This window comes from Sphingomonas sp. Leaf32, assembly GCF_001421765.1.
In the GTDB taxonomy this organism is placed as follows: domain Bacteria; phylum Pseudomonadota; class Alphaproteobacteria; order Sphingomonadales; family Sphingomonadaceae; genus Sphingomonas.
In genome coordinates, this window is the sequence record NZ_LMLA01000004.1 from 32,836 (window position 1) to 59,195 (window position 26,360).

27 protein-coding genes are annotated in these 26,360 nt (G+C 63.2%); 15 read left to right on the forward strand and 12 right to left on the reverse strand.

Annotated elements, in window-relative coordinates; genetic code table 11:
* Positions 1 to 11 precede the first annotated feature (11 nt).
* Together ASE83_RS06800 and ASE83_RS06805 are read right to left on the reverse strand one after the other, a co-directional pair.
* A complete protein-coding gene (locus tag ASE83_RS06800) occupies positions 12 to 722 on the reverse strand; it encodes a polysaccharide biosynthesis/export family protein (RefSeq protein WP_156352830.1) in 711 nt (236 codons plus the stop codon).
* Between the two features lie 42 nt (positions 723 to 764).
* Positions 765 to 2,192 carry an O-antigen ligase family protein gene (locus ASE83_RS06805; RefSeq protein WP_055899563.1) on the reverse strand — a complete coding sequence of 476 codons (1,428 nt, stop codon included), beginning with the start codon at positions 2,190 to 2,192 and terminating at the stop codon, positions 765 to 767.
* Between the two features lie 118 nt (positions 2,193 to 2,310).
* On the opposite strand from ASE83_RS06805, the gene ASE83_RS06810 reads away from it, so the two are divergent.
* The 8 genes from ASE83_RS06810 (at position 2,311) to ASE83_RS18085 (ending at position 11,171) form a co-directional block, all read left to right on the forward strand.
* Positions 2,311 to 3,804, forward strand: coding sequence for a right-handed parallel beta-helix repeat-containing protein (locus ASE83_RS06810; protein WP_082443172.1), 1,494 nt, complete (start codon positions 2,311 to 2,313; stop codon positions 3,802 to 3,804).
* Positions 3,805 to 3,863: 59 nt separating this feature from the next.
* Entirely contained in the window at positions 3,864 to 5,033 is a 1,170-nt protein-coding gene (locus tag ASE83_RS06815) for a DegT/DnrJ/EryC1/StrS family aminotransferase (protein WP_055785725.1), read from the forward strand.
* A 3-nt stretch (positions 5,034 to 5,036) separates the two neighbouring features.
* Positions 5,037 to 6,374, forward strand: coding sequence for an O-antigen polymerase (locus ASE83_RS06820; RefSeq protein ID WP_055785730.1), 1,338 nt, complete (start codon positions 5,037 to 5,039; stop codon positions 6,372 to 6,374).
* A 63-nt stretch (positions 6,375 to 6,437) separates the two neighbouring features.
* A complete protein-coding gene (locus ASE83_RS06825; RefSeq protein WP_055785733.1) occupies positions 6,438 to 7,238 on the forward strand; it encodes a DUF6492 family protein in 801 nt (266 codons plus the stop codon).
* 34 nt (positions 7,239 to 7,272) lie between these two features.
* Complete coding sequence (locus tag ASE83_RS18435; protein WP_055785736.1) at positions 7,273 to 8,028, forward strand: hypothetical protein; 756 nt, start codon at positions 7,273 to 7,275, stop codon at positions 8,026 to 8,028.
* Between the two features lie 6 nt (positions 8,029 to 8,034).
* Positions 8,035 to 9,354 (forward strand): lipid II flippase MurJ, encoded by a 1,320-nt coding sequence (locus ASE83_RS06835; protein WP_055785738.1) that lies wholly within the window; start codon positions 8,035 to 8,037, stop codon positions 9,352 to 9,354.
* Positions 9,348 to 9,953 (forward strand): sugar transferase, encoded by a 606-nt coding sequence (locus ASE83_RS06840; protein WP_055785741.1) that lies wholly within the window; start codon positions 9,348 to 9,350, stop codon positions 9,951 to 9,953. Before ASE83_RS06835 ends, ASE83_RS06840 begins: the two co-directional genes overlap by 7 nt.
* Positions 9,954 to 9,965: 12 nt before the next feature.
* The gene (locus ASE83_RS18085) at positions 9,966 to 11,171 is read left to right on the forward strand and encodes a glycosyltransferase family 4 protein (protein ID WP_082443173.1); all 1,206 of its coding nucleotides are present in this window, start codon (positions 9,966 to 9,968) and stop codon (positions 11,169 to 11,171) included.
* Here ASE83_RS18085 and ASE83_RS18090 read toward each other — a convergent pair whose 3' ends face one another.
* From ASE83_RS18090 to ASE83_RS06860, 5 genes are all read right to left on the reverse strand, one after another.
* Positions 11,172 to 11,750, reverse strand: a complete 579-nt coding sequence (locus ASE83_RS18090) for an acyltransferase (RefSeq protein WP_162236596.1) — start codon at positions 11,748 to 11,750, stop codon at positions 11,172 to 11,174.
* Between the two features lie 91 nt (positions 11,751 to 11,841).
* Complete coding sequence (locus tag ASE83_RS06845; RefSeq protein WP_200921836.1) at positions 11,842 to 13,716, reverse strand: polysaccharide biosynthesis protein; 1,875 nt, start codon at positions 13,714 to 13,716, stop codon at positions 11,842 to 11,844.
* Positions 13,717 to 14,353: 637 nt separating this feature from the next.
* Entirely contained in the window at positions 14,354 to 15,244 is an 891-nt protein-coding gene (locus ASE83_RS06850) for a hypothetical protein (protein ID WP_055785744.1), read from the reverse strand.
* A 284-nt stretch (positions 15,245 to 15,528) separates the two neighbouring features.
* Complete coding sequence (locus ASE83_RS06855) at positions 15,529 to 16,221, reverse strand: hypothetical protein (RefSeq protein ID WP_055785747.1); 693 nt, start codon at positions 16,219 to 16,221, stop codon at positions 15,529 to 15,531.
* 94 nt (positions 16,222 to 16,315) lie between these two features.
* Positions 16,316 to 17,665 carry a S8 family serine peptidase gene (locus ASE83_RS06860; RefSeq protein WP_055785750.1) on the reverse strand — a complete coding sequence of 450 codons (1,350 nt, stop codon included), beginning with the start codon at positions 17,663 to 17,665 and terminating at the stop codon, positions 16,316 to 16,318.
* 196 nt (positions 17,666 to 17,861) lie between these two features.
* Between ASE83_RS06860 and ASE83_RS06865 the strand changes: the two genes are divergently transcribed.
* Together ASE83_RS06865 and ASE83_RS06870 are read left to right on the forward strand one after the other, a co-directional pair.
* Positions 17,862 to 18,344: an RNA polymerase sigma factor gene (locus ASE83_RS06865; RefSeq protein ID WP_055785754.1), complete on the forward strand. Its 483-nt coding sequence runs from the start codon at positions 17,862 to 17,864 to the stop codon at positions 18,342 to 18,344.
* Positions 18,341 to 19,033 carry an anti-sigma factor family protein gene (locus tag ASE83_RS06870; RefSeq protein WP_055785756.1) on the forward strand — a complete coding sequence of 231 codons (693 nt, stop codon included), beginning with the start codon at positions 18,341 to 18,343 and terminating at the stop codon, positions 19,031 to 19,033. Before ASE83_RS06865 ends, ASE83_RS06870 begins: the two co-directional genes overlap by 4 nt.
* Positions 19,034 to 19,101: 68 nt before the next feature.
* On the opposite strand, the gene ASE83_RS18790 is transcribed toward ASE83_RS06870, so the two are convergent.
* From ASE83_RS18790 to ASE83_RS06885, 4 genes are all read right to left on the reverse strand, one after another.
* Positions 19,102 to 19,350 carry a hypothetical protein gene (locus ASE83_RS18790; protein WP_200921837.1) on the reverse strand — a complete coding sequence of 83 codons (249 nt, stop codon included), beginning with the start codon at positions 19,348 to 19,350 and terminating at the stop codon, positions 19,102 to 19,104.
* A gap of 27 nt (positions 19,351 to 19,377) precedes the next feature.
* The gene (locus ASE83_RS06875) at positions 19,378 to 20,412 is read right to left on the reverse strand and encodes a type II toxin-antitoxin system HipA family toxin (protein ID WP_200921838.1); all 1,035 of its coding nucleotides are present in this window, start codon (positions 20,410 to 20,412) and stop codon (positions 19,378 to 19,380) included.
* Complete coding sequence (locus tag ASE83_RS06880; protein ID WP_055785759.1) at positions 20,409 to 20,663, reverse strand: helix-turn-helix domain-containing protein; 255 nt, start codon at positions 20,661 to 20,663, stop codon at positions 20,409 to 20,411. The genes ASE83_RS06875 and ASE83_RS06880 overlap by 4 nt, the downstream gene beginning before the upstream one ends.
* Positions 20,664 to 20,731: 68 nt before the next feature.
* Positions 20,732 to 20,992, reverse strand: a complete 261-nt coding sequence (locus tag ASE83_RS06885) for a hypothetical protein (protein ID WP_055785762.1) — start codon at positions 20,990 to 20,992, stop codon at positions 20,732 to 20,734.
* 215 nt (positions 20,993 to 21,207) lie between these two features.
* Between ASE83_RS06885 and ASE83_RS06890 the strand changes: the two genes are divergently transcribed.
* The 4 genes from ASE83_RS06890 (at position 21,208) to ASE83_RS06905 (ending at position 22,509) form a co-directional block, all read left to right on the forward strand.
* Complete coding sequence (locus ASE83_RS06890; RefSeq protein WP_055785764.1) at positions 21,208 to 21,459, forward strand: hypothetical protein; 252 nt, start codon at positions 21,208 to 21,210, stop codon at positions 21,457 to 21,459.
* A complete protein-coding gene (locus tag ASE83_RS06895) occupies positions 21,456 to 21,938 on the forward strand; it encodes a hypothetical protein (protein ID WP_055785768.1) in 483 nt (160 codons plus the stop codon). The genes ASE83_RS06890 and ASE83_RS06895 overlap by 4 nt, the downstream gene beginning before the upstream one ends.
* A complete protein-coding gene (locus ASE83_RS06900) occupies positions 21,935 to 22,174 on the forward strand; it encodes a hypothetical protein (RefSeq protein WP_055785771.1) in 240 nt (79 codons plus the stop codon). The genes ASE83_RS06895 and ASE83_RS06900 overlap by 4 nt, the downstream gene beginning before the upstream one ends.
* An 80-nt stretch (positions 22,175 to 22,254) precedes the next feature.
* The gene (locus tag ASE83_RS06905; RefSeq protein ID WP_055785774.1) at positions 22,255 to 22,509 is read left to right on the forward strand and encodes a WGR domain-containing protein; all 255 of its coding nucleotides are present in this window, start codon (positions 22,255 to 22,257) and stop codon (positions 22,507 to 22,509) included.
* Here ASE83_RS06905 and ASE83_RS06910 read toward each other — a convergent pair.
* A complete protein-coding gene (locus ASE83_RS06910) occupies positions 22,500 to 23,693 on the reverse strand; it encodes a Fic family protein (protein WP_055785777.1) in 1,194 nt (397 codons plus the stop codon). The genes ASE83_RS06905 and ASE83_RS06910 overlap by 10 nt on opposite strands.
* 205 nt (positions 23,694 to 23,898) lie before the next feature.
* Here ASE83_RS06910 and ASE83_RS06915 point away from each other — a divergent pair, with 205 nt between their 5' ends.
* Positions 23,899 to 26,352 carry a TonB-dependent receptor gene (locus ASE83_RS06915; protein WP_055785780.1) on the forward strand — a complete coding sequence of 818 codons (2,454 nt, stop codon included), beginning with the start codon at positions 23,899 to 23,901 and terminating at the stop codon, positions 26,350 to 26,352.
* Positions 26,353 to 26,360: the final 8 nt, after the last annotated feature.

Genomic DNA, 26,360 nt, shown 5'->3' on the forward strand with positions numbered 1-26,360 from the left:
GACGGCCGGCCTTATTGCACAATCGCGATCAGCGGAGCCGCCAGGATCGGAGACAGGGAAACGAAATCACGGAACAGACGGCGCTGCGGAGAATCTCCGACAACGATCACATCGTTCGCAAACACCGGCGGATCGTCATAGGCACCTTGCCGGATAGCCGCGACGTTATACAGGCCGGCCATGCGCTGATTGCCAACGGTGCGCAGGATGACAACGTCGTCCTGCCGGGCAAACTCCGAGAGGCCCTTGGCCGATGCAATAACCCGCATCAGCGTCATCTGATTGGTGACCGGGTACAGGCCGGGCTCAACGACCTGCCCGTCGATGGTGACGACTTGGCTGACCGAGCTCTTGATGTTGACAGTAACACCGGGATTACGGACATATTTGGCGCGCAACGCCTTGTCGATCACTGCAGCCAGTTCCTCGGCGGTCTTCCCGCGCGCATCAATCGTACCCGCAAGCGGCATGGCGATGCGGCCGCTGGCATCGACCTGGGCCTCCCGGCTGAGTTCGGGCACATTGAAGACATCGACCTGAATGGTGTCGAGCGGTCCGATCAAGGCAGGACGATCTTCCGCAGTCAGATCTCCCCGCCCCGGCGGCGGCAGCACACGGCTACCCTCGACAACCGTCAACCGTTCAGTGGACGCCAGGGGCCGGTGCTTCACACAACCGGATAGAGCCGCCGCTACTGCAAGGGCGAAGAAAAGCTTACGCATGCGCTTACGGATTTCCGGAGAAGCTGTGAAAAACATAGCGGCCTATAGTTGGCCCTTAGCAGCGGGTAAAGGCGTACGCGCAATCCTGGCTCGCGAAGTCCCGAGCCAGCTGGCGGCAATGGCGATCATCGCCATCATCATCGGAGTTCGAGCGGCATAGTCGAACAGCGCGGCAACCAGAACGAGAGCAAGCATCGCCGATCCGAGTTTGGCAACATCCGTTCCGCCACGCCACGCCCGGATGCTGGCCCACGCCCACCACAACAGCGCCCCCAGGAGCAGGACCAGCGCGCAAGCACCCCCGTCGAGCACTACTTCGAGAAAATCATTATGCGCATGATTGAAATATGTCGCCTTCAGCATCGACCAAGGCTCGTGGATGCGGAAAATCGGATCGAAGCCACCATAGCCGGAGCCCGCCGGAAAATAGATCGCGATCATCCGGAGAACCGTCGACATGTTTCGAGTACGCAAATCCCCCCCGGCATCCATCTGGAACAGCCGGTCCACCGATATGGCACGATCGGCTCCGATACTGAGCAGGACGAACAGCACGATGGTAAGGACGCTTCCAGCTACAATCGCGGGGAAAACCCATCGCGGCAGCCTGCGCCGTTCACGCTGCAAGGCGTTGCGGACCCACAGTAAAGCCATAGCGATTGCCAATACGCCCAGGAGCAGCCCCGCCCTGGACCCACTGGCCAGGATAATCAGTACGAACAGCAGCACCAGCCCTCCGGCGATCGGAATCCGCCAGCCCGCGCGCCGTCCGACAGGGAATGCCCAGACCGGAACCACCGCACATCCCATCGCAAGCAACAGCGCGAAATGGTTACGGTTCGCCAGATTGCCGCTGACCTGTCCGGGCGAGTCATTGATGAAGGGGTTATCGAAACCAGCACCCGAGAATTGGAGCAGCCCGAGGACTGCCGCTGCCGCGATCATGGTCAGAACGATCGCAGGCAGCCACGCGGCCTCATGCTCGTTCAATCCCGAAACAAGCAGCAATATCGCGAACGGAACGACCAGTGATGCGGCTGCATTGACCGCCGCGCCAGGTACGATCGCGATCGGTCGCCATGTGTCGTTGTTGCCGATCACATCGGCGGCACCGGCCAGTTCGGCACGACCGGGCATCGCCTGCCATACAGCCGCCGGCAATGGTATGAGCTGTATCAACACCAGGACAAGCGCGGCGGAGAGTATCCAGAATGCCGGACTCACCTTCGAAATCGATGGCCGGGTACCGAAAAGGGCGGCGATAATGACCGCAACCCACGCGGCGGCTCGGACCACCGTCTGTCCCATGGCATCGGCCCGTGCCGCACCACCCGCCAGCCAGATCATCACGAGCAGGCCGATCAGTACGATTGCGTTCACGCTCAGCTTGGGCTGGTAGATGGATCGTCCGGATGCCGACATGCCGATTGCCTGTTCACACTGCGCCTGTTGCGCACCAATCGTACGCAAGGCGGCCGCCTTTAGCGGATCGATCGGCTTTACATAAGCTTTAGATCGTCAATGCGGTGCATCGGGGTTTGGCCGACCCGGTTCCGCCGCCATCCGATCGCTCTTGGAACCCCATGTCATGCCCGACCCGGAAACTCACCCCTTTCTCCTCTGGCGCTTGTCGCGTCGTGACATCCTGCGACAGGTACCTCCTGCTACTGTCATGTTCGGTTTCTCGACAGTGGCCTGTGCCCGGGAACCGGCGAATGCCGGCCTTTTCGCCAATATTCCCACGCTGCGGTTGCCGGAAAACGTGACGACGATCGTGACAGAAGGTTGGTCGCGCAAAGGATCGGGCGGCGCTCGTTATGTCTTCGATCCGACCATCGATGTTGCCTGGGTCCGGCGCTATCCGCGGTCCTCGGCAATTAGTGCTAATGGTCGTGGGTTTCGTCTCGACCAGGCAGGTGGCGATGTCCGGCAATATGGTGCCATCGGCGACGGTCGTCAGGACGACACCGCCGCGATCAACGAAGCCTTGTCGCGCGGTGGAAGCGTCACGTTGTCGGGCCCCGCAATATATCGCGTGACCGGGCGGCTGCTGATGCCCATCGACGGCACCCGGCTGCAGTTCGATGCGTCGGTAACCCTCCATGCGAATGCCTGGCAGTATCGTGGTGGTCAAATCCCGTTCGGGAACACCATCCACATCACCGGCGACAATTGCGAGGTCGTCGGCACGGGGCCGACCTCGGTGATCCGGAACGACGGCAGCGATGCAAATGGCGTCGGCTTCCTGCACTGCGGTGGTGGCCGGGTCGCGGGGCTTTCGCTGCAAGGAGGCAAGGGGCGACTGTCTGCGATCAAGGACGACACATTCCAGTCGGGCATATCGATCGTCAACGACCCGGCGAGTAACCGTCGAGGCAACATCAGCCGTACGATTGTCGAGGACTGTACGATCAGCGAGTGGATGCAATATGGCATCAACCTGTACGGGGCGCTGGCGCGCGACGTGGTGCTGCGTCGGAATGTGATTACGCGGATCGGCTTGATCGGCGACAAGGAATCCGTCGGCAGCGGGATCGCAATCACGCGCGGTGCCGGGCCGATCCGGATTCAAGGCAACACTATTTCCGGAAACAAGGGATGCGGCGTCTTTGTCAGTTCGGCGGGGGTCCAGATCACCAACATCGTCATCATGGATAACCGAATCAGCGACAACGGCCGCGAAGGCATCTGCTGTAGCGAAGAAAAGCTATTCGGCGCAGTCGCTGCGATCGGCCAGGATGGCGTGACGATCAATAAGAACCGGATCGAAAACAATGGCGCGGCGGGGGTCCGGGTCGGAACCTATGACGGCGTAGGTTCGATCGTGGCGCTGTCCATCGTTGATAATCAGATTTCAGGCAATCGGGGCTCGGGCATGCTGCTGCAGGCGAATACTGATCCGGCGCGGGGCGTTGACGCCAACGTCACCGACAACCAATTCACCGCCAACGGAGATTATGGCGTTACGATCGGACTAAATCGCATCCGCTTGCGCCATGGCCGCAACAGCTTCGAACGCAATCGTCAAGGCGATACTATCGACCATCGTGGTGGAATCGCCCGCCGTCTGATGAAGCAATGATCTTCGCGGCTTCACTTTCGTGACTGTTCCCCGCCCTTTGAATTCTTTATGGGGCGGGCATGACCACGACAGAATTGCCCTTCCTGCCCTATGCCCTCCCAGATATCGGCGAAGCCGAACAGGCTGCCGTCGGCAAGGCGATGGCCAGCGGATGGGTTACCACAGGCCCGAATGCCCGCGCATTCGAACAGGAATTCACGACGTATCTGGGGGGCGACGTCACAGCGCTGGCCGTCAGTTCGGCAACCGCGGGTCTGCACCTTGCGGTCGAAGCGATCGGTGTCGGCCCAGGCGACGAGGTGATCGTTCCTACGCTCACCTTTACTGCTACCGCCGAGGTCGTGCGCTATATGGGCGCCGATCCAATCGTGGCCGACATCGATCCGGCGACACTGAACATTGATCCCGCAGATATTGAGCGCCGCATTACCGCGCGGACCAAGGCCATCATCGTCGTCCATTACGGGGGCCTAGCGTGCGACATGGACGCAATCCTTGCAATCGCCCGGCGGCATGGATTGCGCGTGATCGAAGACGCAGCACATGCTTTCCCGACAATGTACCGGGGCGCGCTGATCGGCACGCTGGCATCTGACATCACCGTGTTCAGCTTCTACGCGAACAAAACGATGACTACCGGCGAAGGCGGCATGGTTGTCACCCGTGACGCCGGGCTGGCGGAGCGGATGCGAGTGATGCGCCTGCACGGGATCAACCGCGACGCATTCGACCGCTTCCAGTCCAAAACGCCTGCCTGGTATTACGAAGTCGTAGCGCCGGGCTACAAATACAATCTCAACGACATGGCTGCGGCGCTTGGCCGGGTTCAACTTACCCGCATCGATGCATTCGCCGAACGCCGCAATGCACTGGCCCGTCGGTATCAGGATGCGTTTGCCGGACTGCCGATCATCGACGCTCCCCGCCCGGCACAAGGGGATACCCACGCCTGGCATATCTATGCCATTCGCCTCACGGTAAAGGATGACGATCTAGATACGCGCGCGGGGTTCATCGAGGCGTTGAGCGTAGCGGGGATCGGAACGAGCGTTCACTATATTCCGCTGCATCGCCAACCGTATTGGCGCGATACCTATGGCCTGACGGCAGCCGACTATCCCCATGCTGATCGTGCCTATCACGGCTTGGTCAGCCTTCCCTTGTATACGTTGATGAGCGACGCCGATCAGGATCGTGTCATCGAAGCCGTCAAGGGCGCATTGGGCTAAGCCGTGCTGAGCTTCCTGTTCTTGTTTCTGTCGATCGCGATCGTCGTCGGACAGGTTAGCCTGGACCGGCGCACGACTGCGTTATCGCCGCATATCCTGTTTCAAGTCTATTTTATCATACAGCTACCATTGAACCTGTTCTTAGGGACCAACTACTATCTGCCACGCTTCTCCGCCTTGTCGCCGCTGACATCGACGACCGACATCGCATGGCTTGGCGGGTTCATAGTCATGGCGCAATTAGTCTTTGTCTTGGCAATGTACGCGATCGGAGCGCGCCCGGTGAATGGTCCCGCGACCGCACCGGTGCTTTGGCCACGTACCCGCGTCAATCTGATCTGCGCCGGCATTTTCCTGCTCGGTTACCTAGCATTTTTGGGATTGGTTCTCATCAACGGCGGATTTGCGGCATTCGCCGAAACACGCGAGGTTTGGCGAACCGAAGGGGTTGGTGGACAGGGCTGGGTCCTTTTCCCTGCCACGACGATGCTAGCCATCGGCATGTGCGCAACACTACTCAACAACAAAGAACATTTTACCGGCCGCATTGGCGCAATAAAGCTTTTTGCCCTCTACCTTGTTGCCATATTCCCTGCCAGCCAGCTTGGCTTCAGAGCGCTTATATTTTTGCCGCTGCTCCAAGCAGGATTTTTCTACCATTCTTTCATCAGGCCAATTCCCGGAAAATACATCTTAATAGGATCACTGGCATTGATGATGGCCTTCACGCTGTATGGTATACAGCGTGAAATACCTTATGCGTCAAATTATGGCAGCTATTTTGAATATTTGAATTACGTATATCTAACTCGTCCCGATATCACGTACACCGTTGCATTACGCTCCATGGGTGCGGATATCGTTCAACAGACTATAGACCATATGCAGACTTTTGGGAATTACATCCTGTTTTTTCCGATATTTGTCGAAGCGCTGACGATTGCTGTTCCGTCATCGCTCTGGCCGGGCAAGCCGCAACCGCTTTCGGTCCAGTTCTCGCATGATATCTTTGGTAGGGAAGGCGGCTTCTCACCGACCATTCTCGGCGAAGGATATTGGCATGGCGGAGTTCTCGGCATCATCGCACTGCTGATGCTTGCAGGTATTCTCCATGCCTATTTCCGGTCGCTTCAGACGAAAAGCAAAACCAACACCTCCAGCGCACTGCTCATGCTCTCGCTATATCCTTCGCTCATCATGATGGCGGAGGCGTTCCAAGGATATTTCAACGGCATCATCCTGATCGCTATCGCCAATTGGCTGTTCCGGATCGTAATCGGTGCCAAACGGACATCTGCTCCGACAACCACCGACATCCCATCCCCAAAACCGGCGATCTGATCGATCCGACTACCGCTTCATCGATCTTCATTCCGAACGATCGTTCGCTCAGGACACACCATCATGCTCCCGCTCGTGATCTGCGCCGGTCCCCGCGCCTTGCCGACTGCGGCCGTCGCTTCGCGCTATTATGCCGCGGACGGCATCCCGGCGATCGTGATACGCCCTGCTGCATATGCGGATCATGATGCCCGATTCGAACCGGGCACCCACTGTATCGATGACGAGGCGCTAGCTGGCGTTGAATCGGTGAGCGCCTATCTCCGGGGGCAGCGCGAGCGACTGGCAAGTTTCGACCGGGCGCCTGGTTGGTTTTTGCAGCAGTTCATCAAGCTGGCCGCAGTCGCCATGCTTGACACCGATTATGTCTTTATCGCCGATGGCGACACGGTCTTCTCCCGGCGATTGTTACGTGACATGCTGACGCAGCCTGCGATCATGACGACCGGTGAGCAATATGCGAACTATGATCGCTTGCTGGCCGCGCTGGGTTTGGCGCCCCCTGAGCGTAGCTGTGTTGCGAACGGCAATATCTTTCCCCGTGATCCCCTTCTACGGCGATTGGCGACGCCCGAAGGCTTTATGTCGATCCTTGAGGACCATATTTTTCCATCACGCGGCGCGCTTGATTTTTCAGAATATCAGCTGACTGGCAGCCTGCTACAATCGCACCTCGCGATGCGACGTATCAAGATGTTCCGCCGCTTCGATCTGCTGATTGACAATCTCGACGACATTCCCGCCGCTTTTGTCGAACGTGCGCTACGCCGATACGACGCCATCGCGATCGAGGCGAACCACCATCGCTCACTTGCCCGACAGGTGGCTGCGCGCATATTCTATGGCATCGGGCGCAGTTGGTGACCCACGCGCATTCAACAATCGATCAGGCGATATCATGAACGACAAGCGACGCGGCCATCACGTCGTCGTGCGTACGCACGGCGGACTGGGCAACCAGATTTTCCAGATACTCTATGCTCGACTGCTTGCGAACGGGCGCGAGCCGGAACTGGTCCACGATGCCAATTATCGACACGCTTTCGGCCTCAACTCGGCTTTTGCCGACCACCCGGAGCCCGGATCGTTCGCGAGACTGATTTCACGCGCCCGCCTGCCCAAGCTACTGGAGCGGGCACATCTGTCAGCTCGCGGCGTCGTCACCATCGGCCGAACGACCTTCGCAGACGCTTATTTTCAGGGCACGCACTTCTACGACGCCTTCCGTCCCGACGCGATCGCGCGTGAAATCGGCCGTATCCGGAAGGAACTGCAGGTCCGCCCGGACGTGATCCACGGTGATGAGCTCCACCATATCCGACTAGGTGACTTCTTTAACGACGAGCAGTCACAGCGCACCTACCTTGCCGAGCGATTCACGGAATTACCCGTTGGTGCGTTCATTATTACCAATCGCGAAGACCTCGTCGAAGAAGCAATTCGCAGTCCTGAATTGGTCAGACAGAATTTATCGATCGTTCCCAGTGGTTCGGCGTCAGCCGACGAAACGCTGCGGCTGATGAGCGGCTATCGAACCATCGTCTCCAATGACAGCACGCTCGCATTCTGGGCAGCCTGTCTTGCCGGTCGACGCTTGATCACACCCAGTCAGCTGCTCAACTCATTGTTCGATCAACTTCGCGCAGCAGATTGAATCGACATGTGGTCACGGGCCTTTCGCCTGCTGATGGTAACGGGGTGCGGCGTTGGCGGGAGTCTCGTCAATTTTGCCGCCCAGGCGATCATCGCGGCCCGCTTCGGTGCCGGCCAGAATGTGGACACCTATGTGTTCTCACTGGGGCTTCCGACGTTTCTGGCGGGATTGCTCGCCACCTGCATCAGCTACATCGCAGTCCCGGAAATAGCGCGGGTCGCAACCGATCCAGAGCGCGAACGGCAATTGTCGGGACGGTTGCTTTGCGGCATTGCCGCCTTGGCAGCGGCGCTGGCGCTCGGCGCCATACCGGCCTTGTTTCTCCAACCTGCCCTGCTACTTCCCCCCAGCTCAACCATCCGCGATCAGCCGCAACTTCCGATCCTGATTGTCCTGGCATGGGCTACCGGCGGCGTTCAACTGGTCAACGCGTTGCTGATTGCACGCCTCAATGCGACCGGTCGACAAATCGGCGCTGCATTGTTGTCCCTACCACCCGGCCTTGTCTCGGTCGTTGTCCTACTGATGGTTCCCGTCAGTGCGATATCCATCGTCGCGATCGGCGTGCTGATGGGCACGCTGGTCGTTACGCTGATCGGTTGGTGGATGCAGCGTGGCCATTTCGGCCGGCGTGACGGACCACGGCAGAGCGGCGCCATGGCGGTTGCGATCCGCTCTTCGGCGTGGCTGTCGGTGATCGCACTAACGTGCTTTTCAAGCTACGCGGTCATCGATTCTTTCTGGGCACCGCGTACGGGACAGGGGGCGCTCGCGGCACTGGGCTATGCGCAACGTATCTTGATCGGTGCCGGCAACCTTGTGATCCTTGGCCCTTCAGCCATTGCCGTACCAATGTTGGCGCGGATCGCGGCGGTTGGCGACACCGCCGGGTTTCGTCGGACGTTGGCGTTGATTGTTGCAGCTGTCGGCGGGGGAGCGGGCGTCATCGCCCTTGGCATTTTCGGATTTTCAAACCGGATCGTTGCACTGCTGTTTCAGCGCGGCGCATTCGATGCCACTGCCGCGCAGCAGGTCGCATCCGCACTGGCCCATCTCGCCCCAGGCATGGTGGCAATGCTGATCGGGGTAATGTTGATGCGAGCGATCTTTTGCATTCCTGACAGTTTTCGCCACGCTGCAACGATCGGCCTTGGCTGGTCGGTGCTCTACTTCACCTTGTCAGGACTGCTGGCAGAAAGTGGGGTGACGGGTATCGCCGACGCCTACAGTCTTGCGTGGATCATAACGGCCGTAGTCGGATCGATAATCTTATGGCAACGAGCCGGCACGTTGCAGATTGCGAGCGGGGCGGAACCATCATGCTGAAAAGAGCAATCGATCTTGCGGCCAGCACAACCGTGCTGCTGGTTACGCTTCCCTTTCTGTTGGCAGCTGCTCTGGCGGTTCGGTTCAGTTCGCCTGGTCCGATCCTGTTCCGGCAACGTCGGGTCGGCCGTAACGGGCAGGTATTTGAGATACTGAAGTTCCGAACGATGCGAGTGGCGCAAGACACGACCAACGCGATCACGATCGGACGCGATCCGCGGATCACTCCAGTCGGTCATTTCCTGCGGCAAAGCAAAATTGACGAACTTCCGCAGTTGGTGAACGTTCTGCGCGGCGACATGAGTCTGGTAGGGCCACGTCCCGAAGTACCACATTATGTTGCACTATATCCCGATGACCTTCGCCATAAGATCCTGTCGGTTCGACCTGGCATCACAGATCGAGCATCGATAAAATATCGCCACGAAGCCGAATTATTGGCCTGCCAGACCGATCCCGATGGTTATTATCGATCGGTCATCATGCCCGACAAACTGCGACTTGCAGCGCAATATGCCGATCGCGTGTCGGTCGCCGAAGATATTCGCGTCATTCTCGACACCCTGAAGGCGGTATTCCGGCCGCAACCTTTGAGCTGAAACAGCCCTGACATGAACATCTGGATCGTCAATCCTTACGGTACCCTGCCCAGCGAAGGGTGGCGGGAGTATCGCAGCAGCATGCTCGCTCGGGCATTGGCGGAGCGCGGCCATCACCCCACATGGTTTTTGTCGAATTTCGAGCATCGCTCAAAATCGTTCCGGAAGGAAGTACATGCGGATCCATCACTGCCGGGCGTGACGATCCGCTGCCTTCCGGCTCGAGCCTATGATCGCAATATATCGATCGGACGTATTCGATACGAACGATCTTTCGGCCAAGCGTTCGCAGCAGCGAGCAAGAAACTGCCCAAGCCCGACGCGATCATACTCGCCGAGCCATCCTTGTTCTTTGGGGGACCGGTATGGCGGTATGCGCAGGACCATGACATTCCTTTCATCGTCGACATCCTGGATCTCTGGCCGGAAATGTTCGCACTAGCCGCGCCAAAGCTAATCCGCCCCCTCGCCGCCCCATTGCTGGCACCATTATATGCCCGCAGGCGCAAGTTACTCCGCAAGGCGGCAGGCGTCGTCGGCTGTACGGCCGGTTATGCTGATATCGCCCGTGCGGTAACAGACCGTCCAGTCGACACTTTTTACCTTGGCGTTGACGTTGCCGAGGTTCGTGCAACGATGCAGGATATCCCGGATCGACTACGGCTACCGGCATTTGACGGGTTGACCTGTGTGTATGCCGGGACGCTTGGGGACGCCTACGATATTCCCTCGCTTGCCGCGACGGTCGAAGCGCTGGCATCGCTTGGGCAAGTGCGACTGGTGGTCGCAGGAGATGGCCCCGAGCGTTCCCGGCTCGAACAACTGGCACAGCTATACCCCCAGACCCTAACGTTCCTTGGAAAAATCCCGCCGCATGAACTCGGCGCTATATATGCGCAGGCACAGATCGGCCTGTGTTCTTACGCACCAGGATCAGCGGTCGAAATGCCAGTTAAATTATTTGATTATTTGGCCGCAGGTCTGGGTTTTATCACTTCCTTAGATGGAGAAATCCGTGCTTTGATCGAGGCTGGTGCGGGCATCCATTGCCGTCCCGGCGATCCAGTCGTGCTGGCCAAGGCGCTGACTGACCTTGCCGCTGCCCCGACACGCGTTACTGCCATGCAACGAGTTGCAGCCAATTATGGAGAACGCTTCGATCAACGGCAGCAGCACGCTGCGTTTTCAGCCTTCATCGAACGCTTGGTCACAGCGTAGTCAGTCTGTTCGGTTGCGAGCTGACCAATCCTGAACCACCCGTGGGTCGAAATAGCTTTCACGGACGCAGGGGTCGTCGAAATATGCCGCATCACCCTCGCGGACGTCACCGACGATCCGTGCAGGAACTCCACGTGCGATAGCAAAATCGGGTATATCGCGAGTTACGATCGCCCCGGCGTCGATCCGACTACCGCGACCGACCGTCACTCCCGGAAGCACGATCGCTCCTGCGCCGATAAAAGCAAATGCACCAATTTCGACCCGACCCAGCGTATATCCAGGACGCTTGGCTGTTTCGATTTCGATGTACCGCCTGCCACAAAGGCGGATTGCGTCCTGACTGCCATGCGACAGGATCCCCGACCAAGCCGCCATTTGCACCCCTTCGCCGATCGTCACTCCGGCGCTGCCATCGACGTGGCAATAATGTCCGATCCACACATTATCGGCTATTGCGATCGATGCGCGATCGATGAACGTCGCAGACGAACTGATACGCGTTCGCTGGCGAAATCGTCCGCTGACCCGATCACGATAACCATACGCGACGAAAGGCCGTTGCAACGCAGCCCGCATATTCATCACAAGCGATATCAATCGCCCTAGCGGAGAAAGATAAATTCGTCTGAACACGCCGCTTTCGCTCCTGCGCTCCTTTGATGTCGTATCAAGCCGCGTGTGGTATTTCGCTGCTTCGCCGCCCGACGAATTCGGGTACGAGCGTCTGTAGTTCGGCGATCAGCCCTGCTTCATCGTTGTGATCGATCAGTTCCTGCAGTCGCATCAGGGCTGTTTCCAATTGTTCCCATGGGATGAATGCCTCGCTCGCCTTCATGATGAGCGGATGATCGGACGCCTCCGATGCGTCCTCGATCAACAATTCCTCGTACAATTTCTCACCTGGGCGTAGGCCAACCTCCCGTATTTCAATATCACCTTCGGGATTGGCTTCGTCGCGTACCGTCAGTCCGGACAAGGCGATCACGCTATGCGCCAAGTCGATGATTTTCACCGGCTTGCCCATATCAAGCAAGAATACTTCGCCGCCTTTTGCCATCGCGCCCGCCTGAATGACCAGCTGTGCCGCCTCCGGGATTAGCATGAAATAGCGGGTCATCTCGCGATGCGTGATCGTCACGGGACCACCAGCATGCGCCTGTGCCCGGAACAGGGGGACAACCGAGCCGCTAGAACCCAGTACATTGCCAAATCGTACCATGCTTAGGCAGGTTGCAGATTGTGTTGCAGCCAGTGCCTGTAATATCTGCTCGGCGAGGCGCTTCGTCGTTCCCATGATACTGGTCGGACGAACCGCTTTATCGGTAGAAATCAGTACGACATGCGCCGTACCATGGCGCAATGCAGCCTGTGTCAGCCGCAATGTCCCGATCACATTGTTACGGACTGCCTCTACGACATTCTGCTCAACCAGTGGGACATGTTTGTAAGCAGCGGCATGAAATACCAGTTCCGGACGCCACGTCGCAAAGACATGATTCATCATTCGCACGTCCGCCACCGATCCCAAGAGGGGAACGATTTCGATATTGCGCCCTTCTTGCCCGACCAATCCCGACAATTCACGATGGATCGCATACAACGCGAACTCGCTGTGATCGAGTAACAGGACCGAAGCCGGCGCATTCTCAACGATCTGACGGCACAGCTCGCTGCCGATCGAGCCTCCTGCGCCGGTGACAAGTACGACCTTGCCCGTCACATTCCGACGCAACAAGGTACTATCGGGAGCGACACGATCGCGCCCAAGCAGATCGTCGATCGTTACTTCATGTAGGTCCGACACCTTAACCCGGCCGTGTACCAAGTCGAGCATACCCGGCAGCGTCCGGACATTCACCGAAAAGCGGCGCAGGTCGGCAATGATTTCGTCGCGTCGCTTCCGCGTGGCAGACGGGATGGCCAGCAGTACGTCGGACACCTGCTTCTGGGCGATGACATCACTTAGTTGCGCAGGTCGAAATACACGAAGCCCATCGAGGGTCTGTCCCGACAGGGTTATATCGTCATCAACGAAGCCGATAACGATCATCTCTTGGCTCTGCCGCAACGCTAACAGCAACTGACGACCGGCTGACCCCGAGCCATAGATCAGGACGCGCGGCCGCTCACCACTGGCTCGCTCCGATCCCATCTGGCTGAGAAGCTGTGACATCAGCATTCGTTCAACAAGAATGACGATCAGTAGAATAGCGGGTTGCAGCAGCCCCAATGTCCTAGGTACGCCATTGATACCATAATAGGTAAAAATGCCAGCATAGGGTATTGCGTAAATAGATATGTTCCGCGCCAACATCTGAACCGTAGAGGCTCCGACATAACGGAAAAGAACCCGATACGCATTACCAAGCGAAAATACGCCAAGACACAATAGCACAGACAACATCACCGCAAATACGAGCGGTCGAGTTGGAGCCGGCAAATAGCCAAGGCGCAGATAAATGGCGATAACGGTCGCGACGACACATGCAAAGGCGTCACTGAAAACTACCATTGCCCGCTTCAATCCGCGCGGCGCGCCCATTAGCGAAGGGGTTACCCCTTCACGGACGACAGTGCCTGCGTTCGTAAGCATCCGTTGCATTGCTAAAGTCTCTAACCGAAATTTGCCCGGATTGGGCTTTGAAACCCGCTACTCCGATCCGCTCGATCGGGCAACTGGCTGTCCATTCGCAAGCGTTGCGCATTGGCCAACGGGTAACCATGGCCGATAACAGCAACGAGTTAAGATAGGCTCTTCAAACAATCGGTACCACGCTCTTCATTATAGGTTCCGACTTCGGTACTAAGCCGGTCAGACACGACGGACACTGATACCGGCACAGCAGCCGCGTCATCATTTTGCGCATCCATCTTCGGGGCTGATCGTCATTTAGCTTCTCCGGTACCATTCGCCGCCGAAAACGCGCGCCCTCTCTTCGTCAACCTGGATCGAGTCCGGGGTAGCGATAAGAGGCGAATGTCGGTCGACCCAAGCGTAGCGCCGTTTCATGATATCATAGCTGCTGTTGCAGCCCTCTCCTCCACCATCTTTGTGCTGTGATCGATGGCTATCGCCCATAAGCGGCCTGTAATCGTCAGCAGAGGATCTGGCCATTTCTGCAAAAACGCCGGCCACGGGCTCCCTCCCGTGGCCGGCGTCCTTGTTCAGGCCGGAGCGCTTACTCCGCCTGATCCTGCGCAGCGCGCTTCACCTGGCCTTCGCCCATCGCCGATACCAGCACGTCGCCCTGCACGCTGAAGTTATCGGCAGGGATCGTCGCCACGCGGCGGCCGACGGCCATTGTCACCGATTCCACCCGGCCGCCGGCGTTGCGGCGGACCGACTGGACGCGGCCGATCGCTTCGCCGCGGGCGTCGCGGACGGTCTGGCCGGGGTTCAGCGCGGGGATCGCGCCGCCGCCCATCAGCGACAGGGCGCCTTCGCCCGATCCGCTGCCCGAAGCTGATCCGTTGCCGATCGCGCCGTTCGCCATGCCCGAACCGCTGCCGCTGGCCGCGCCGCTCAGGCTGCCGGCGCTGTCGCGGACCTGGCCGACCGCGCCGCTTGCCCGGTCGCGGACGTTGCCCACGGCCCCGGCCGCCCGGTCGCGGGTGGTCGCGACCCCGCTCTGTACCCGGTCGCGGGCCGCGCCGGCGGTGTCGCGCACCGCGTCGGTCCCGATCAGCTGCGCATCGACGCTGCCACCGGCGTTGCCCGATCCGCTGCCCGATCCACCGACCGTGCCGCCCAGCGCCTGGGCAGTGCCGTCGATCGCGCCGTCGCCGCGGGCCGAGCCACCGCCGCGGGCCCGGCCGCTGCGCCGGTCGACCTGCCGTTCGGTGGTCACTTCGCCACCGCCGCGACGCGTGGTGCGTGCGGTCGTCTCGGCACGGTCGCGGATCGGGGCGACGGTGCGGTCGATGCTGCCACCGGTCATGCCGCCGATCCCGCCGCTGAGGCTCCCGCCCAGCCCGCCGGTCAGCCCGCCGCCACCGCCCAGCAGCTGGGCCGAAGCAGGAGTTGCGATCGCGGCTGCAAGGGCCGCACCCATCAGGAACATCGTCTTCATGGCCGTTCTCCTTTGTTCGTGCGCCGCGAGGGGCGCTTCGTGAAGGAGAACGGGTGCCGGTTTCGGTTTAATCCCGACGGCTGCGTTTTTTTTGGAGAAGAGATTTCCGTCCGCCCAGGACCGCCGCCCCGGACGTGCAGCATCGGACCGAACGCATGCCGATCCGCAGCGGCGCGTGTCACCCGGCTGCGACGGGATACGGCATCAGGGGTGATCGATCTCGCTTGCGGCCCGGTGGCCCCGGAACACGTCCGGGGCGACGATGTGGTTGGCCGCGCGCCCCCTTATTTCGCCGCCGTCACCGCCAACGCACCGCGCACCTTCTTCGCGACATATTCCGCGAACCCCTTGGCATAGGCGTCGCGCAGGTCGGCCCTGGCTGCTTCGGCCTGATCGGGCGTCTTTGCCGGAAAGACTGCCAGCGGGTTCTTCACCTGGCCGGGGAAGCTGCGCGGCCTGGACCCGCCATCGCGCCCGAAGTCGCGAAAGGTCCATTTGGCGAACAGGTTGGTGCCGACCAGCGGTTTCTTGACGTAGAACAGATCGTCCCCGACCAGTTCGGCATAGCAGGGGGTCGTCGCGCTGCTCAGCCGCTTGCCCAATTTCAGGCTGGCCTGCATCGTGCGCAGCGCGGCCTTGACCGCCGGATCGGCCTTGGCCGACGCATCGGACGGCACCGGCGGTTCGACCACGATGGTATAGCCGGTCAGGCCAAGCATCCCCGTCACATCGGCGGCGCGCAACGCATCGACCTGTGCCGCAGGCGACAGATCGTCGTGCATCAGGTCGGTGATCGTCGCGACCTTGCCCTTGTTGGCCGCCTGATCGATCAGCCCGCCCAATGCGCCGCCGAACATACCGACGCCGCTCATCTTCATGCCGAGATAGTTTTCGCTCGGCCAGATATGCAGTTCGCAGGTCTGCGCCTGTGCGGTGCCCGACGCGAGCAAGGCCAGCGCCCCCATCCAGAATTTCATGTGGCTTCCCCCGTTTCCCTACCGAAACGTATAATGTTCGGAGAAGCGGACGGAAGGGTGCTGCGGTGGAGTTGCCTCCGAAACCGACCTATTCCTACCGCACCGGCGTCCGGCACGCCCCGCACAGCACGCCGCGCCCGGTACGGCCGCCGCGCTTCGCCTCGCGGTCCAGCGCCTTCAGCGCCGCCGCTGCGTCCCCGCCCCACACCGCCGATAACCGCGCGGCGACCAGCGGGGCGGCGAACGACGTGCCGCGCACACTGCGCGCCTGTCCGGCGGCATTCAGCGCCAGCATGTCCGCCCCTGGTGCGGCATAGTCGAGGTGGCGGGCGCGTCCCGCCTCCACCAGCACGCGGCCCCGCGCGTCGACGCCGGTAACGGCGATCGCCTGGGGATAGCTGGCGGGATAGGCCGGCGGGGCGGCGGGGCCGTTGTTGCCGACCGCTGCGACCACCACGGTTCCCCGCGCCCGCGCCGCCGCGACGAACCGGCCGAGCAGCGCATTGTCGGGTCCGGCAAGGCTCATCACCACCACCGGCACCTTGGTCTGCACCATCCACGCCAGCGCCCGGGCGAGCGCGCTGGCGCTGCCGCCCGCCGGATCGCTGCCATAGACATCGGCGACGTGCAGCGCCGCGCCGGGCGCACTGGCCCTGATCCCGCCGCCGCCGGTCAGCAGCGACGCGACCGCCATGCCATGGTCGCTGGCGCGCGGGGCGCCGCTGACAAAGCCCTGTTGCGCGGACAGGCCGGGGGTGCCCGTCGCCACACCGCCGTCGATGATGCCGATGCGTTTGGATGCGGTATTGGGCGACGGCATCGCCCCACCCACTCCCCGTACCCCGGCGGAGGCCGGGGTCCAGTTGGGAAGGCTTTTCGATAGATTGGCAACGTCCCCCAACTGGGCCCCGGCCTCCGCCGGGGTACGGGAGGAAGGAGGGGCCGCCCCCACCCCACTCGCGCTATACAGCGGGTCTAGCGTCACCCGATCCCCGCCGACGATCCGGCCCAGCACCCGCGCCGCCTCTACCGCCGACAGGCCGGCGGGCGCGCGCAACCGGGCGAAACCGATGCCGAGATCGTCGTACCGCTCGCTCTCGATCATCGAAAAACCGGCGCGCTCTACCACCGCCAGCAGCGCCGGATCGGGATCGGCCAGCGTCACCTCGCCCGCGCGAACGGGGTTGTCGTCGCGGTCCAGCTCGATCCGGTCGGGAAAGCGGCGGGCGAGGTCGCGGGCGCGCTGCACCGATTGCCGTGCCAGCTGGCGCGCATCGGCCACCGCCGCGTCGAGCGGCAGCGCGCCGGCGATCCCGCCGACCGCCTCCCCCACCCGTCCGGGCAGCTGCGGGAGCTGCGGTACGGCGGGCAGCAACTGCGCCGACGCCGCCGTCGGCAGGGCCAGCATCAACGCCACCCATCGCAGGAATCCCGCCCCGGCCATCACGCTTCACCTCGCCTGCCATATGCCGGCCGCATCGTTACGCCGGAATGGGGGATGGCCGGAAGCGATATCCCTTCCTTCTCCTTCCGGGGATCGCGCAAAGACCGTATCCAATCGCTGCTAGGATTTTCGTTCGTCATGCCGGATGAAACGGGCGACGCCATCCGTTTCATCCCCGAAGCCGGAAAGGACACCGTTGCGCTTCGAAGACGAATTGCTGACGCATCTGCCCCGGTTGCGGCGTGTCGCCCATGCGCTCGCCCGCAACCGCGCCGATGCCGACGACCTGTTGCAGGCGGCGGTCGAACGCACCCTCACCCGGCGCGATCAGTGGCAGGCCGGTACCAGGCTGGATGCATGGGCGATCCGCATTCTGCGCAATTTGTGGATCGACACGGTCCGGGCACAGGCAAGGCGGCGCGAAACCTTCGTCGCGCCGGAGGCAGGCGACGCCGTGGGACGGCAGGGCGAACAGGAAATGGCAGTGGAAATGCACAATATCGGCCGGGCGATGGGCACGCTGCCCCCCGAACAGCGCGAGGTGATCGCGCTGGTGATGGTGGAGGGCTTTGCGTACCGCGAGGCAGCGGAAATCCTCGATATTCCGATCGGCACGCTCACCTCGCGCCTGGTGCGCGGGCGCGAGGCGCTGCTCGGCGCGCTGGGGGAAGCGGCATGACGATCGATCCCGAAACGCTGGCCGGCTATGCCGATGGCGAGCTGGACCCGATCGCCGCCCGGCGCGTCGAACGGGCGATGGCCGACGATCCGGCGCTTGCCGCAGAGGTCGAGCGTCACCGCGCGCTGACCGCCCGGCTGCGCGGCAGTTTCGCCGGCCTCGACACGCAACCGATGCCCGCCGGGGTCGAGGAGCTGTTCGCGCGTGCCGACAATGTCGTGCCCTTCCCGACCCGCAAGCCCGCGCCCAGGCCGCAGCGCTGGTGGGGTGCTGTCGCCGCCAGCCTCGTCGCCGGGCTGCTGCTCGGCCAACTGGTGCCGCGTCCGGGCAGCGACCTGGGGTTCGAAGGCGGCACGGCGGTCGCGCAAGGGGGCCTCGCCCGTGCGCTCGACACGCAACTCGCGTCGACACAGGGGCCACAGGCGCCGGTCAAGATCGGCATCACCTTCCGCGACCGCGCCGGCGCGCTGTGCCGCACGTTCGAAACCGGCACCACCGGCGGCATCGCCTGTGCGGGCGACAGCGGCCCCTGGCGGGTACAGGCGCTGCAGGGCGGCGCGCAGGCAACGACCACCGCCTATGCCCAGGCCGGATCGCCGATGGCGGCGGTGCTGGAACAGGCGCAGGCAATGGCGGCGGGCGACCCGCTGGACGCGGCGGGCGAGGCGGCGGCGCTCAAGGGACGCTGACGCGTGGGGGAATAGTCCTCCCCCCACCCCGTTCGGTTCGAGCAGCGGCGGTCGAGAACCCCCGCCGCCTACGCCCCCGGCAGCAACTGGCGCAGCCGCTCCCGCGCGCCTGCCAGCACCGCCGCATGGATCGCTTCCGGGAAACCGGCCGGCAACCCCGCCTCCACCGCCGCAAAGGCCGCGTCGAACACGGCATGCACCTCTGCCATCGCTGCTTCGACCATCGCCACCGATAGACCGGCGGCGCGGCCGGTCTCGATGAAATGCCGGCCATGCAGATCGCCAATGCAATATTGGCGCGACGCCCCTACCGCCATCGCCAGCCTATACTGCCTGCGCTCGACCTACCCGGCGGCAAGACTCGGCTGCGCGGTCAGCACGTCGTAGAGCGGGGTCAGGCGGAACCGCCCGCCGGGCGACAGGAAGATGCTGAAATTCTTGGCATGACCATCGGTCGCGCCGATCAGCCAGAACAGCATCTGCGCCTTCAGGAACGTCAGCTGGTCGCCCCCCGGATCGTCACTGCCCACCAGCAGCTTCGCGACATCGACGATCCCCGGCCCGCCCTCGCTTTCATATTTGGCGCTCGGCGGGACCGACAGCGCCTGGCACATATCCTCCTGCGGCAGGCGCAGCAGCCGCCCGTCCCGGGTCCAACGCCGGTCGGAGCGTTCGACCGCCAGCACGGCGGTATCGCCGAAGCGCACGATTTCCGCCGCGTTCACCGGCAGGCCGAACGCCGCCAGCAGCTTCAGGCAGTAATATTCATTCTCGACGCTGTCGGACAGGTCGATACCGCCCGGCAGCCGGCCGATCCGGGGTTTCAGGATATGCGTCGTCGGCGTCGTGCCGATCGGCTTCTTCCATTGTCCGTCATGGTACAGCAGCGCGGTCTTTTCCTGCGCGCCTGCTACCGAGATGCGGAACGCGGCATCCCGGTCGAGGCCCAATGGCGCGCGCGCCAGATCGGCGATGATCGCGGCGACCTCCGTCTCGTCGAGCGGCACGCCGGTCACCTCCAGCGCATCGGGCGGATCGACATCGTCGGGCACGAACTGCAGCGCGGCGACGCAATCGCGGCCGATCTCGCTCAGCAGGCTGAACGCATCGGTTCCCCTTGCCCCCACCCGTTCGGCGACGCGGGTGCGGATCGGGCGGGAATCGGGCAGCAGGTTTTCGAACACCGCGAGCACCCGGTCACCATGATAGCCGCCGGGGCGCAGCGGCAGCGACAGCGACACCGGGATCGCGTTGGGCAGCGCCAGCCAGTCCTCTGCATAGGTGAACTCGATCGCCCCGCTCGCCTGCCGCGTCAGCCGCCCGACCTGGCGGTTGTTCAGAAACACGTTGAGCGGCGCGCGCGCGGGCCGACGCGTCATCCGAGCAGATCCTCGATTTCCTCGTCCCAGCTTTTCGTCCGGGGGACCACGGTTAATTCGAGATCGAGCGCCGCCAGCACCGCGCACAGCGTATCGATCCGGGTGGCGCCATGGCCGTTCTCGATCTGTGAGATAGTCGCCTGCCGCAACCCGGCCTGCTGCGCCAGCTGCGTCTGGGTCCACCCGCGCGATAGCCGGTAACGGCGCAGCGCTTCGCCGAATTGGCCAGGGGTGCGGGCAAGCTGGGACATGAGACGGCTATACGCCATCCCGCATATTCTGGCAATATACTAACTGGCGTATATTACTGAAATATACGCTAATCAGTATGGGTTCGTCGTCCCCAACGCGGGCTGATCGTCACCTCATCGAACAGATGCCGCCCCAGGATCACCAATGCCGCGCCGCTGCTCGCCCCGATATAGGCGACCACGCCCAGCCCATAGGCGAGCAGCCCCGCCGATTGCGGCGGCACATGGAGCGCATAGAGCCAGTACAGCGCAGCTCCCGCCACCGCCAGCAACACCAGCCCCAACAGCCGCAAGGCCCGGTCGGCCCGGCGGGTTCGCCATCGCTCCATGCCACGTCTCCCTCTCCAACGTGGCGCACCAGCTATCGGGCGCGGCATAGCAAGACGAGAGCGATTTCCCGCTTTCGCATAGCGTCGGCATAATCGCACGCGCCGCACTATGCGCGCGCTATGCAATTGTCTGGAATCGCTCTCGAAACCCAATGCGGCGGGGCATAGCTGAAGGCGGCGGGTGCAGGACGCCCGACCTTTGGAAGACAGATTGCATGTCACGCGAACCCGATCCGGAGCCCGACGAACCGGCAACCATCCATGTCGGGCAGGACGCCGCCGGCCACTGGCTGGTGCAGGACAGCGGCCACCGCCTCGAAGGACGCTTCGTGTCGCGCGATGCCGCGATCGGCTATGCGCGCGGCGAATGCCGGATGCACCATGCCACGCTGTGCATGGCGACCGCGCCGCTGGTCCCGTGCGTGTCCTTCGCGCCGCTCACCGATGACGAACGGGTGGCGGCATGAGGACCGCCGCCCGCATCGCTCCCGCCGCGCAGCGCATCGCGCCGCGCCCGGCCCCCATCCGTCGCGCGGTACGCGCCGACCCGCGCTGGCCTCAGATCGTCGCCGCGCTGCAGGCCCTGCGCGACGCCCGTCGCCATGCGGTGCGGATCGTCGATGCCGACTGCGCCTGTGGCACGCTGCTGATCGAGGTCGCGCGCCATGCCCGCGCGATGGGCTTCACCGCGATCGAGGGGCGCGGCATCGACGGGTCGCCGGCGATGATCGGCCGCGCGCGCGCCGCCGCCGCGCGACTGCACGATCCGGCGATCGGCCTGTCGTTCGACATGACCGACATGCGCGGCGCGCTGTTGCAGGAGGCGGAGGCCCCCGCCGACCTGCTGCTGTGGCATGGCGGGCGCGATGCCGACGCCACCGGCATGGCGGCGGTGCTGGCCGCAGCGGCGACACGGCTGATCGCCGATGGGGACAGCGCCGCATGACCCGCCGCGACCTGCGCTGGAAGGGGGCCGGGCTGGTGCTGCTCGCGCTGTCCTGCACGATGGCGGCGGCGCTCGACGGATCGCCGCTGGCGCTCGCCTTCTTTCCCGTGGCGCTGCTCGCGCTGCCGCTGCTGCTGCATGGCAAGCGGGTCGGACAGATGGTGCGCGCCGGATGGCACGGGCATGGCCGCACGGTCGAAATCCTGCACGCCGCCCGGCTGCGCCAGCGCCGCTGAGTCACCCGGTCGATCGATCGCGCCGCACTGATTCAGACAATCCATGCGACACGCACGCGCGCCTGCGCGATAGTGCCGCCATGGAGCTGCCGTTCATGCCGATCGAACTGACCGCCCGCGATTCCGCACGCGGCATTGCCCGGCGCTGGCGGGTGGTCGTCTATCGCGACCTGTTCGGCATGCTGCTGGTCGAGACGCAATGGGGCCGCATCGGGCGGGCGGGGCAACGCCTGGTGCGCGCGTTCGTCAGCGAGGATGCCGCCCTCGCCCATGTCCGTGCGCTGCTGCGCCGCCGCGCGGGCGCAGTGCGGCGGATCGGGGTGGGCTATGCCTGATCCACGATCGGCAGCACCCCGAACGGCCGGTTGAGCACCCGCAGCACCTCATGCGCCACGAACACCCGGTTGCGGCGATAGCCGGTCCGCTCGCGCAGCACATCCGCCGCGACCAGTTGCTCGATCGCCGCATTCGCCGCCGGCGGCGACACGCCCAACCGCTCCCCAAGCCGCCGGGCGGTCAGCACCGGATAGTCGGGCAGCAGGGCCAGCGTGCGCAGCGCCGCCGACCCGCCGCGGTAGCGCCGCCGCCCCCGCCATGCCGTCACCAGCGCGACCAGTGCCGCGCGCGTCGCCATCAGCTCGTCGACCGTGCCCTTGACCGCATCGGCCAGAAACGTGACCATCGCGCCCCAGTCGAGCCGCTGCTGCGCCGCCGCCAGCGCGTCGTAATAGGCCTGTCGATGCGCCTCGATATAGGGCGACAGGTACAACGGTACCGTGCCGTCCGCCGCCATCATCAGCGGCAGCAGCAGCCGCCCGACCCGGCCATTGCCGTCGCGAAACGGATGCACCGCCTCGAAATGGGCATGGGCAATCGCCATGCGCTCGATCAGGCTCTGCGTCATGCCCTGCATCCCCTCGCTGCGCAGATAGGCGATGGTGTCGTCCAGGCACCCCTCGATCCGCGCCGGCGGAGTCGGGTTGTAGCGCGAATAGGCGATGTCGGCGCGCGGTCCTCCGATCCACACGACGCATTCCCGCAAGGCGCCGGGCGCGTCGCGATAGCCGGGGTCGCCCTGCACCACCGCCCGGTGCAGCTCGGCAATCAGGGCGGTCGTGAAGAATGCCGGCCCCTGCGCCGCCGCCTGCGGCACGAGCCGGTCGAGGATCAGCGCATAATCGCGCACCTGCCGCGCGGCGGCGCGGTCGCCGTCGTCCGCCTCCTCCTCGAGCGAGAGCAGCTCGTCGAGCGTGCTGTACGTCCCCTCGATCGACGAACTGCTCACCGCTTCGCGCCGGGTAAGCAGGCGGCTGACCATATAGGGGTCAGCCATCTCCCCGGCGAGCAGGTCGACCCGTGCCAGTGCCGCCACCGCCCGGCCATGGTCGGCCAGTCCCTGCCCGAGCGGTATCGCACCCTCGGGCGGGGGTGGCGGCACCACGCCGTAATGCGCGGCATAGGGATCCGGCAGCCGTTCGAGCCGCTCGCGGATCGCGTGGCAAAGGTCGTCGCGGTGCATCGCCAATCCTTAGCATGGCATCGGCTTCGGTATCTATAATAAAGGTTATATAATTAACCTTTTACAAAATAGTAGATTATCACTTTTTTGAAAGCTTATGCGCGTGCGGCTTCCCCAAAGCCAAACTAGGGCGGACTAAATTCCTACGCTATTGCTGGACATATAGCCCTGCGCCATTCTCCCACCAAAGACAGGGAGATTACGCATGGCATTGTCGTTGGCGCTGATTCTGGCGCAGGTCGCCGCGCAAGCATCGCCGCCCCCCGAACCGGTCGTGCAGGCACCGGAGGAGGAACCCCGCGCCGATACCGGCCGCCTCGCGCCTGCCGACACGGGCGAGATCGTCGTCACCGCCCGCCGTCGCGCCGAAACGGTGCAGCAGGTGCCGATCGCGATGTCGGTGATCGGCGGCACGACGCTGGCGGACACGGGGGCGTACAACGTCAACCGCCTGACGCAGCTGCAACCCACGCTGCAATTCTATTCGACCAACCCGCGCAATTCGGCCGCCAATATCCGGGGGCTGGGCGCACCGTTCGGTCTGACCAACGACGGCATCGAACAAGGCGTCGGCATCTATGTCGACGGTGTCTATTACAGCCGCATCGCATCGGCGACGTTCGATTTCACCGACACCGAACGGATAGAAATCCTGCGTGGGCCGCAGGGCACGCTGTACGGCAAGAACACCACCGCCGGCGCGATCAACATCACCACGCGCAAGCCCAGCTTCACCCCCGAAGCACGCGTCGAGCTGACCACCGGCAATTACGCCTTCATCCAGGCAAAGGCATCCGCCTCCGGCCCGATCCTCGGCGACACGCTGGCGGCGCGCATCTCCGCCTCGGTCACCTCGCGGCGCGGCACGATCCGCAACACCGTGCTGGGCGGCTATGCCAATGCACAGGACAATCAGAGCGTGCGCGGGCAGTTGCTGTGGAAGCCCGCCGCCAATCTCGATGTGACGCTGTACGGCGATTACGGGCACCAGAACCCCGATTGCTGCGCGCAGATCTATGTCCGCACCGGCACGACGCAGCGCCCGCTCAGCCGCCAATATGCAGCCCTTGCCGGCGCGTTCGGCTATGCCCCGCCCTCGACCGACGCGTTCGACCGGCTGACCGACCTCGATACGCCCCTGCGCGCGCGCCAGGATCTGGGCGGGGTTTCGCTGGTCGGCAACCTCGATCTGGGCGCGGCGACGCTGACCTCGGTCAGCGCATGGCGCTTCTGGAACTGGGACCCGTCGAACGACCGCGATTTCACCGGGCTGCCGATTACCACCGTGTCGGCCAACCCGTCGCAACAGCGCCAGTGGAGCCAGGAATTGCGCATCGCCTCGAACGGGAAGCGCGCGGTCGATTACGTCGCCGGGCTGTTCTATTTCCACCAGACCATCGATACGCAGGGGTTGCAGGTGCAGGGTCCGGCGGCGTCGCGCTTCCTGCTCAACCCGACCGGCGCCAATGCGGCCAACCCGGCGATGCTGAACGGCCTGACCGCGCGCAACACGATCGGGTTTTCGAACACCAGCGCCGCCGTGTTCGGCAAGCTGACCTGGCACCTGACCGACGCGCTGTCGATCGCGCCGGGGCTGCGGGTGAATTACGACAAGAAGACCGGCGATTACGTGTCGGTCGTCACCACCGGCACCGGCGCGCTGCTCAACTGTTCGGCCGCGTCGCAGGCCGCCAGCAGCGTGACCCGCGACCGGTGCGGCGTGCTGGCCCCGCAAAGCTATCGCCCCGATTTTGACGACTGGAACGCGTCGGGCGACGTCACCATCGCCTATGACGTGGCGCGCGACGTCCATGCGTATGCGACCTATGCCCGCAGCTATAAATCGGGCGGCATCAACCTGTCGGGTCTGCCGCTCGATGCGAACAACAACCCGATCCTCGCGGCGGCGCAGGTGAAGCCCGAACGGGTCAACCATTACGAACTGGGCGTGAAGACCCAGTGGCTCGACCGGCGGATCACCGCCAACCTGGCCGCCTTCTGGACCGACATCGCCGATTATCAGGCGACGGTGACCAACGGACAGCTCGGCGTGCTGCGCGGCTACCTCGCCAATGCGGAAGCGGTCAGGACGCGCGGGATCGAACTCGACACCGCCTTCCGCCCGACCGAGCGGCTGAATCTCTACGCCAACGCCGCCTATACCGATGCGAAATACGTCCGCTTCACCGACGCCCCCTGCCCGCCCGAATTATCGGGCGGCACGGCGGCAGCGACGGGCCAGACGCCGAGCGCACCGGGCACCCCCGGCGGGATCAGCCCGACGGCGTGCGACGTATCCGGCCAGCGCCTGCCCGGCATCTCGAAATGGGCGTTCAGCTATGGCGCGGAATATACCCTGCCGGCGAAGCTCGGCGATACCGACGGCAATGCCTATCTCGGCTTCGACGGCAGCTATCGCTCGCGCTTCTCGTCCAACCCCTCGCCCTCGGCCTATACCTATATCGACGGCTACAGCATCGCGAACTTCCGCCTCGGCTACCGCGCCGACGCGGGATGGAACGCGTTCCTGTGGCTGCGCAACGCCTTCGACCATAATTACTACGAACTGCTGGCCACCCAGTCGGGCAATACCGGCCTGATCGTCGGCCAGCCCGGCGACCCGCGTACCTATGGCGTCACGGTGTCGGCGTCGTTCTGAGCGACGCG

Bases quoted from the DNA above. Each gene is read 5' to 3' on its own strand.
- ASE83_RS06800 (WP_156352830.1), bottom strand. From the start codon at position 722: ATGCGTAAGCTTTTCTTCGCCCTTGCAGTAGCGGCGGCTCTATCCGGT.
- ASE83_RS06810 (WP_082443172.1), top strand. From the start codon at position 2,311: ATGCCCGACCCGGAAACTCACCCCTTTCTCCTCTGGCGCTTGTCGCGT.
- ASE83_RS06815 (WP_055785725.1), top strand. From the start codon at position 3,864: ATGACCACGACAGAATTGCCCTTCCTGCCCTATGCCCTCCCAGATATC.
- ASE83_RS06825 (WP_055785733.1), top strand. From the start codon at position 6,438: ATGCTCCCGCTCGTGATCTGCGCCGGTCCCCGCGCCTTGCCGACTGCG.
- ASE83_RS18435 (WP_055785736.1), top strand. From the start codon at position 7,273: ATGAACGACAAGCGACGCGGCCATCACGTCGTCGTGCGTACGCACGGC.
- ASE83_RS06835 (WP_055785738.1), top strand. From the start codon at position 8,035: ATGTGGTCACGGGCCTTTCGCCTGCTGATGGTAACGGGGTGCGGCGTT.
- ASE83_RS06840 (WP_055785741.1), top strand. From the start codon at position 9,348: ATGCTGAAAAGAGCAATCGATCTTGCGGCCAGCACAACCGTGCTGCTG.
- ASE83_RS18085 (WP_082443173.1), top strand. From the start codon at position 9,966: ATGAACATCTGGATCGTCAATCCTTACGGTACCCTGCCCAGCGAAGGG.
- ASE83_RS18090 (WP_162236596.1), bottom strand. From the start codon at position 11,750: ATGCGGGCTGCGTTGCAACGGCCTTTCGTCGCGTATGGTTATCGTGAT.
- ASE83_RS06845 (WP_200921836.1), bottom strand. From the start codon at position 13,716: ATGGGCGCGCCGCGCGGATTGAAGCGGGCAATGGTAGTTTTCAGTGAC.
- ASE83_RS06850 (WP_055785744.1), bottom strand. From the start codon at position 15,244: ATGAAGACGATGTTCCTGATGGGTGCGGCCCTTGCAGCCGCGATCGCA.
- ASE83_RS06855 (WP_055785747.1), bottom strand. From the start codon at position 16,221: ATGAAATTCTGGATGGGGGCGCTGGCCTTGCTCGCGTCGGGCACCGCA.
- ASE83_RS06860 (WP_055785750.1), bottom strand. From the start codon at position 17,665: ATGGCCGGGGCGGGATTCCTGCGATGGGTGGCGTTGATGCTGGCCCTG.
- ASE83_RS06870 (WP_055785756.1), top strand. From the start codon at position 18,341: ATGACGATCGATCCCGAAACGCTGGCCGGCTATGCCGATGGCGAGCTG.
- ASE83_RS18790 (WP_200921837.1), bottom strand. From the start codon at position 19,350: ATGGCGGTAGGGGCGTCGCGCCAATATTGCATTGGCGATCTGCATGGC.
- ASE83_RS06875 (WP_200921838.1), bottom strand. From the start codon at position 20,412: ATGACGCGTCGGCCCGCGCGCGCGCCGCTCAACGTGTTTCTGAACAAC.
- ASE83_RS06880 (WP_055785759.1), bottom strand. From the start codon at position 20,663: ATGTCCCAGCTTGCCCGCACCCCTGGCCAATTCGGCGAAGCGCTGCGC.
- ASE83_RS06885 (WP_055785762.1), bottom strand. From the start codon at position 20,992: ATGGAGCGATGGCGAACCCGCCGGGCCGACCGGGCCTTGCGGCTGTTG.
- ASE83_RS06890 (WP_055785764.1), top strand. From the start codon at position 21,208: ATGTCACGCGAACCCGATCCGGAGCCCGACGAACCGGCAACCATCCAT.
- ASE83_RS06895 (WP_055785768.1), top strand. From the start codon at position 21,456: ATGAGGACCGCCGCCCGCATCGCTCCCGCCGCGCAGCGCATCGCGCCG.
- ASE83_RS06900 (WP_055785771.1), top strand. From the start codon at position 21,935: ATGACCCGCCGCGACCTGCGCTGGAAGGGGGCCGGGCTGGTGCTGCTC.
- ASE83_RS06905 (WP_055785774.1), top strand. From the start codon at position 22,255: ATGGAGCTGCCGTTCATGCCGATCGAACTGACCGCCCGCGATTCCGCA.
- ASE83_RS06910 (WP_055785777.1), bottom strand. From the start codon at position 23,693: ATGCACCGCGACGACCTTTGCCACGCGATCCGCGAGCGGCTCGAACGG.
- ASE83_RS06915 (WP_055785780.1), top strand. From the start codon at position 23,899: ATGGCATTGTCGTTGGCGCTGATTCTGGCGCAGGTCGCCGCGCAAGCA.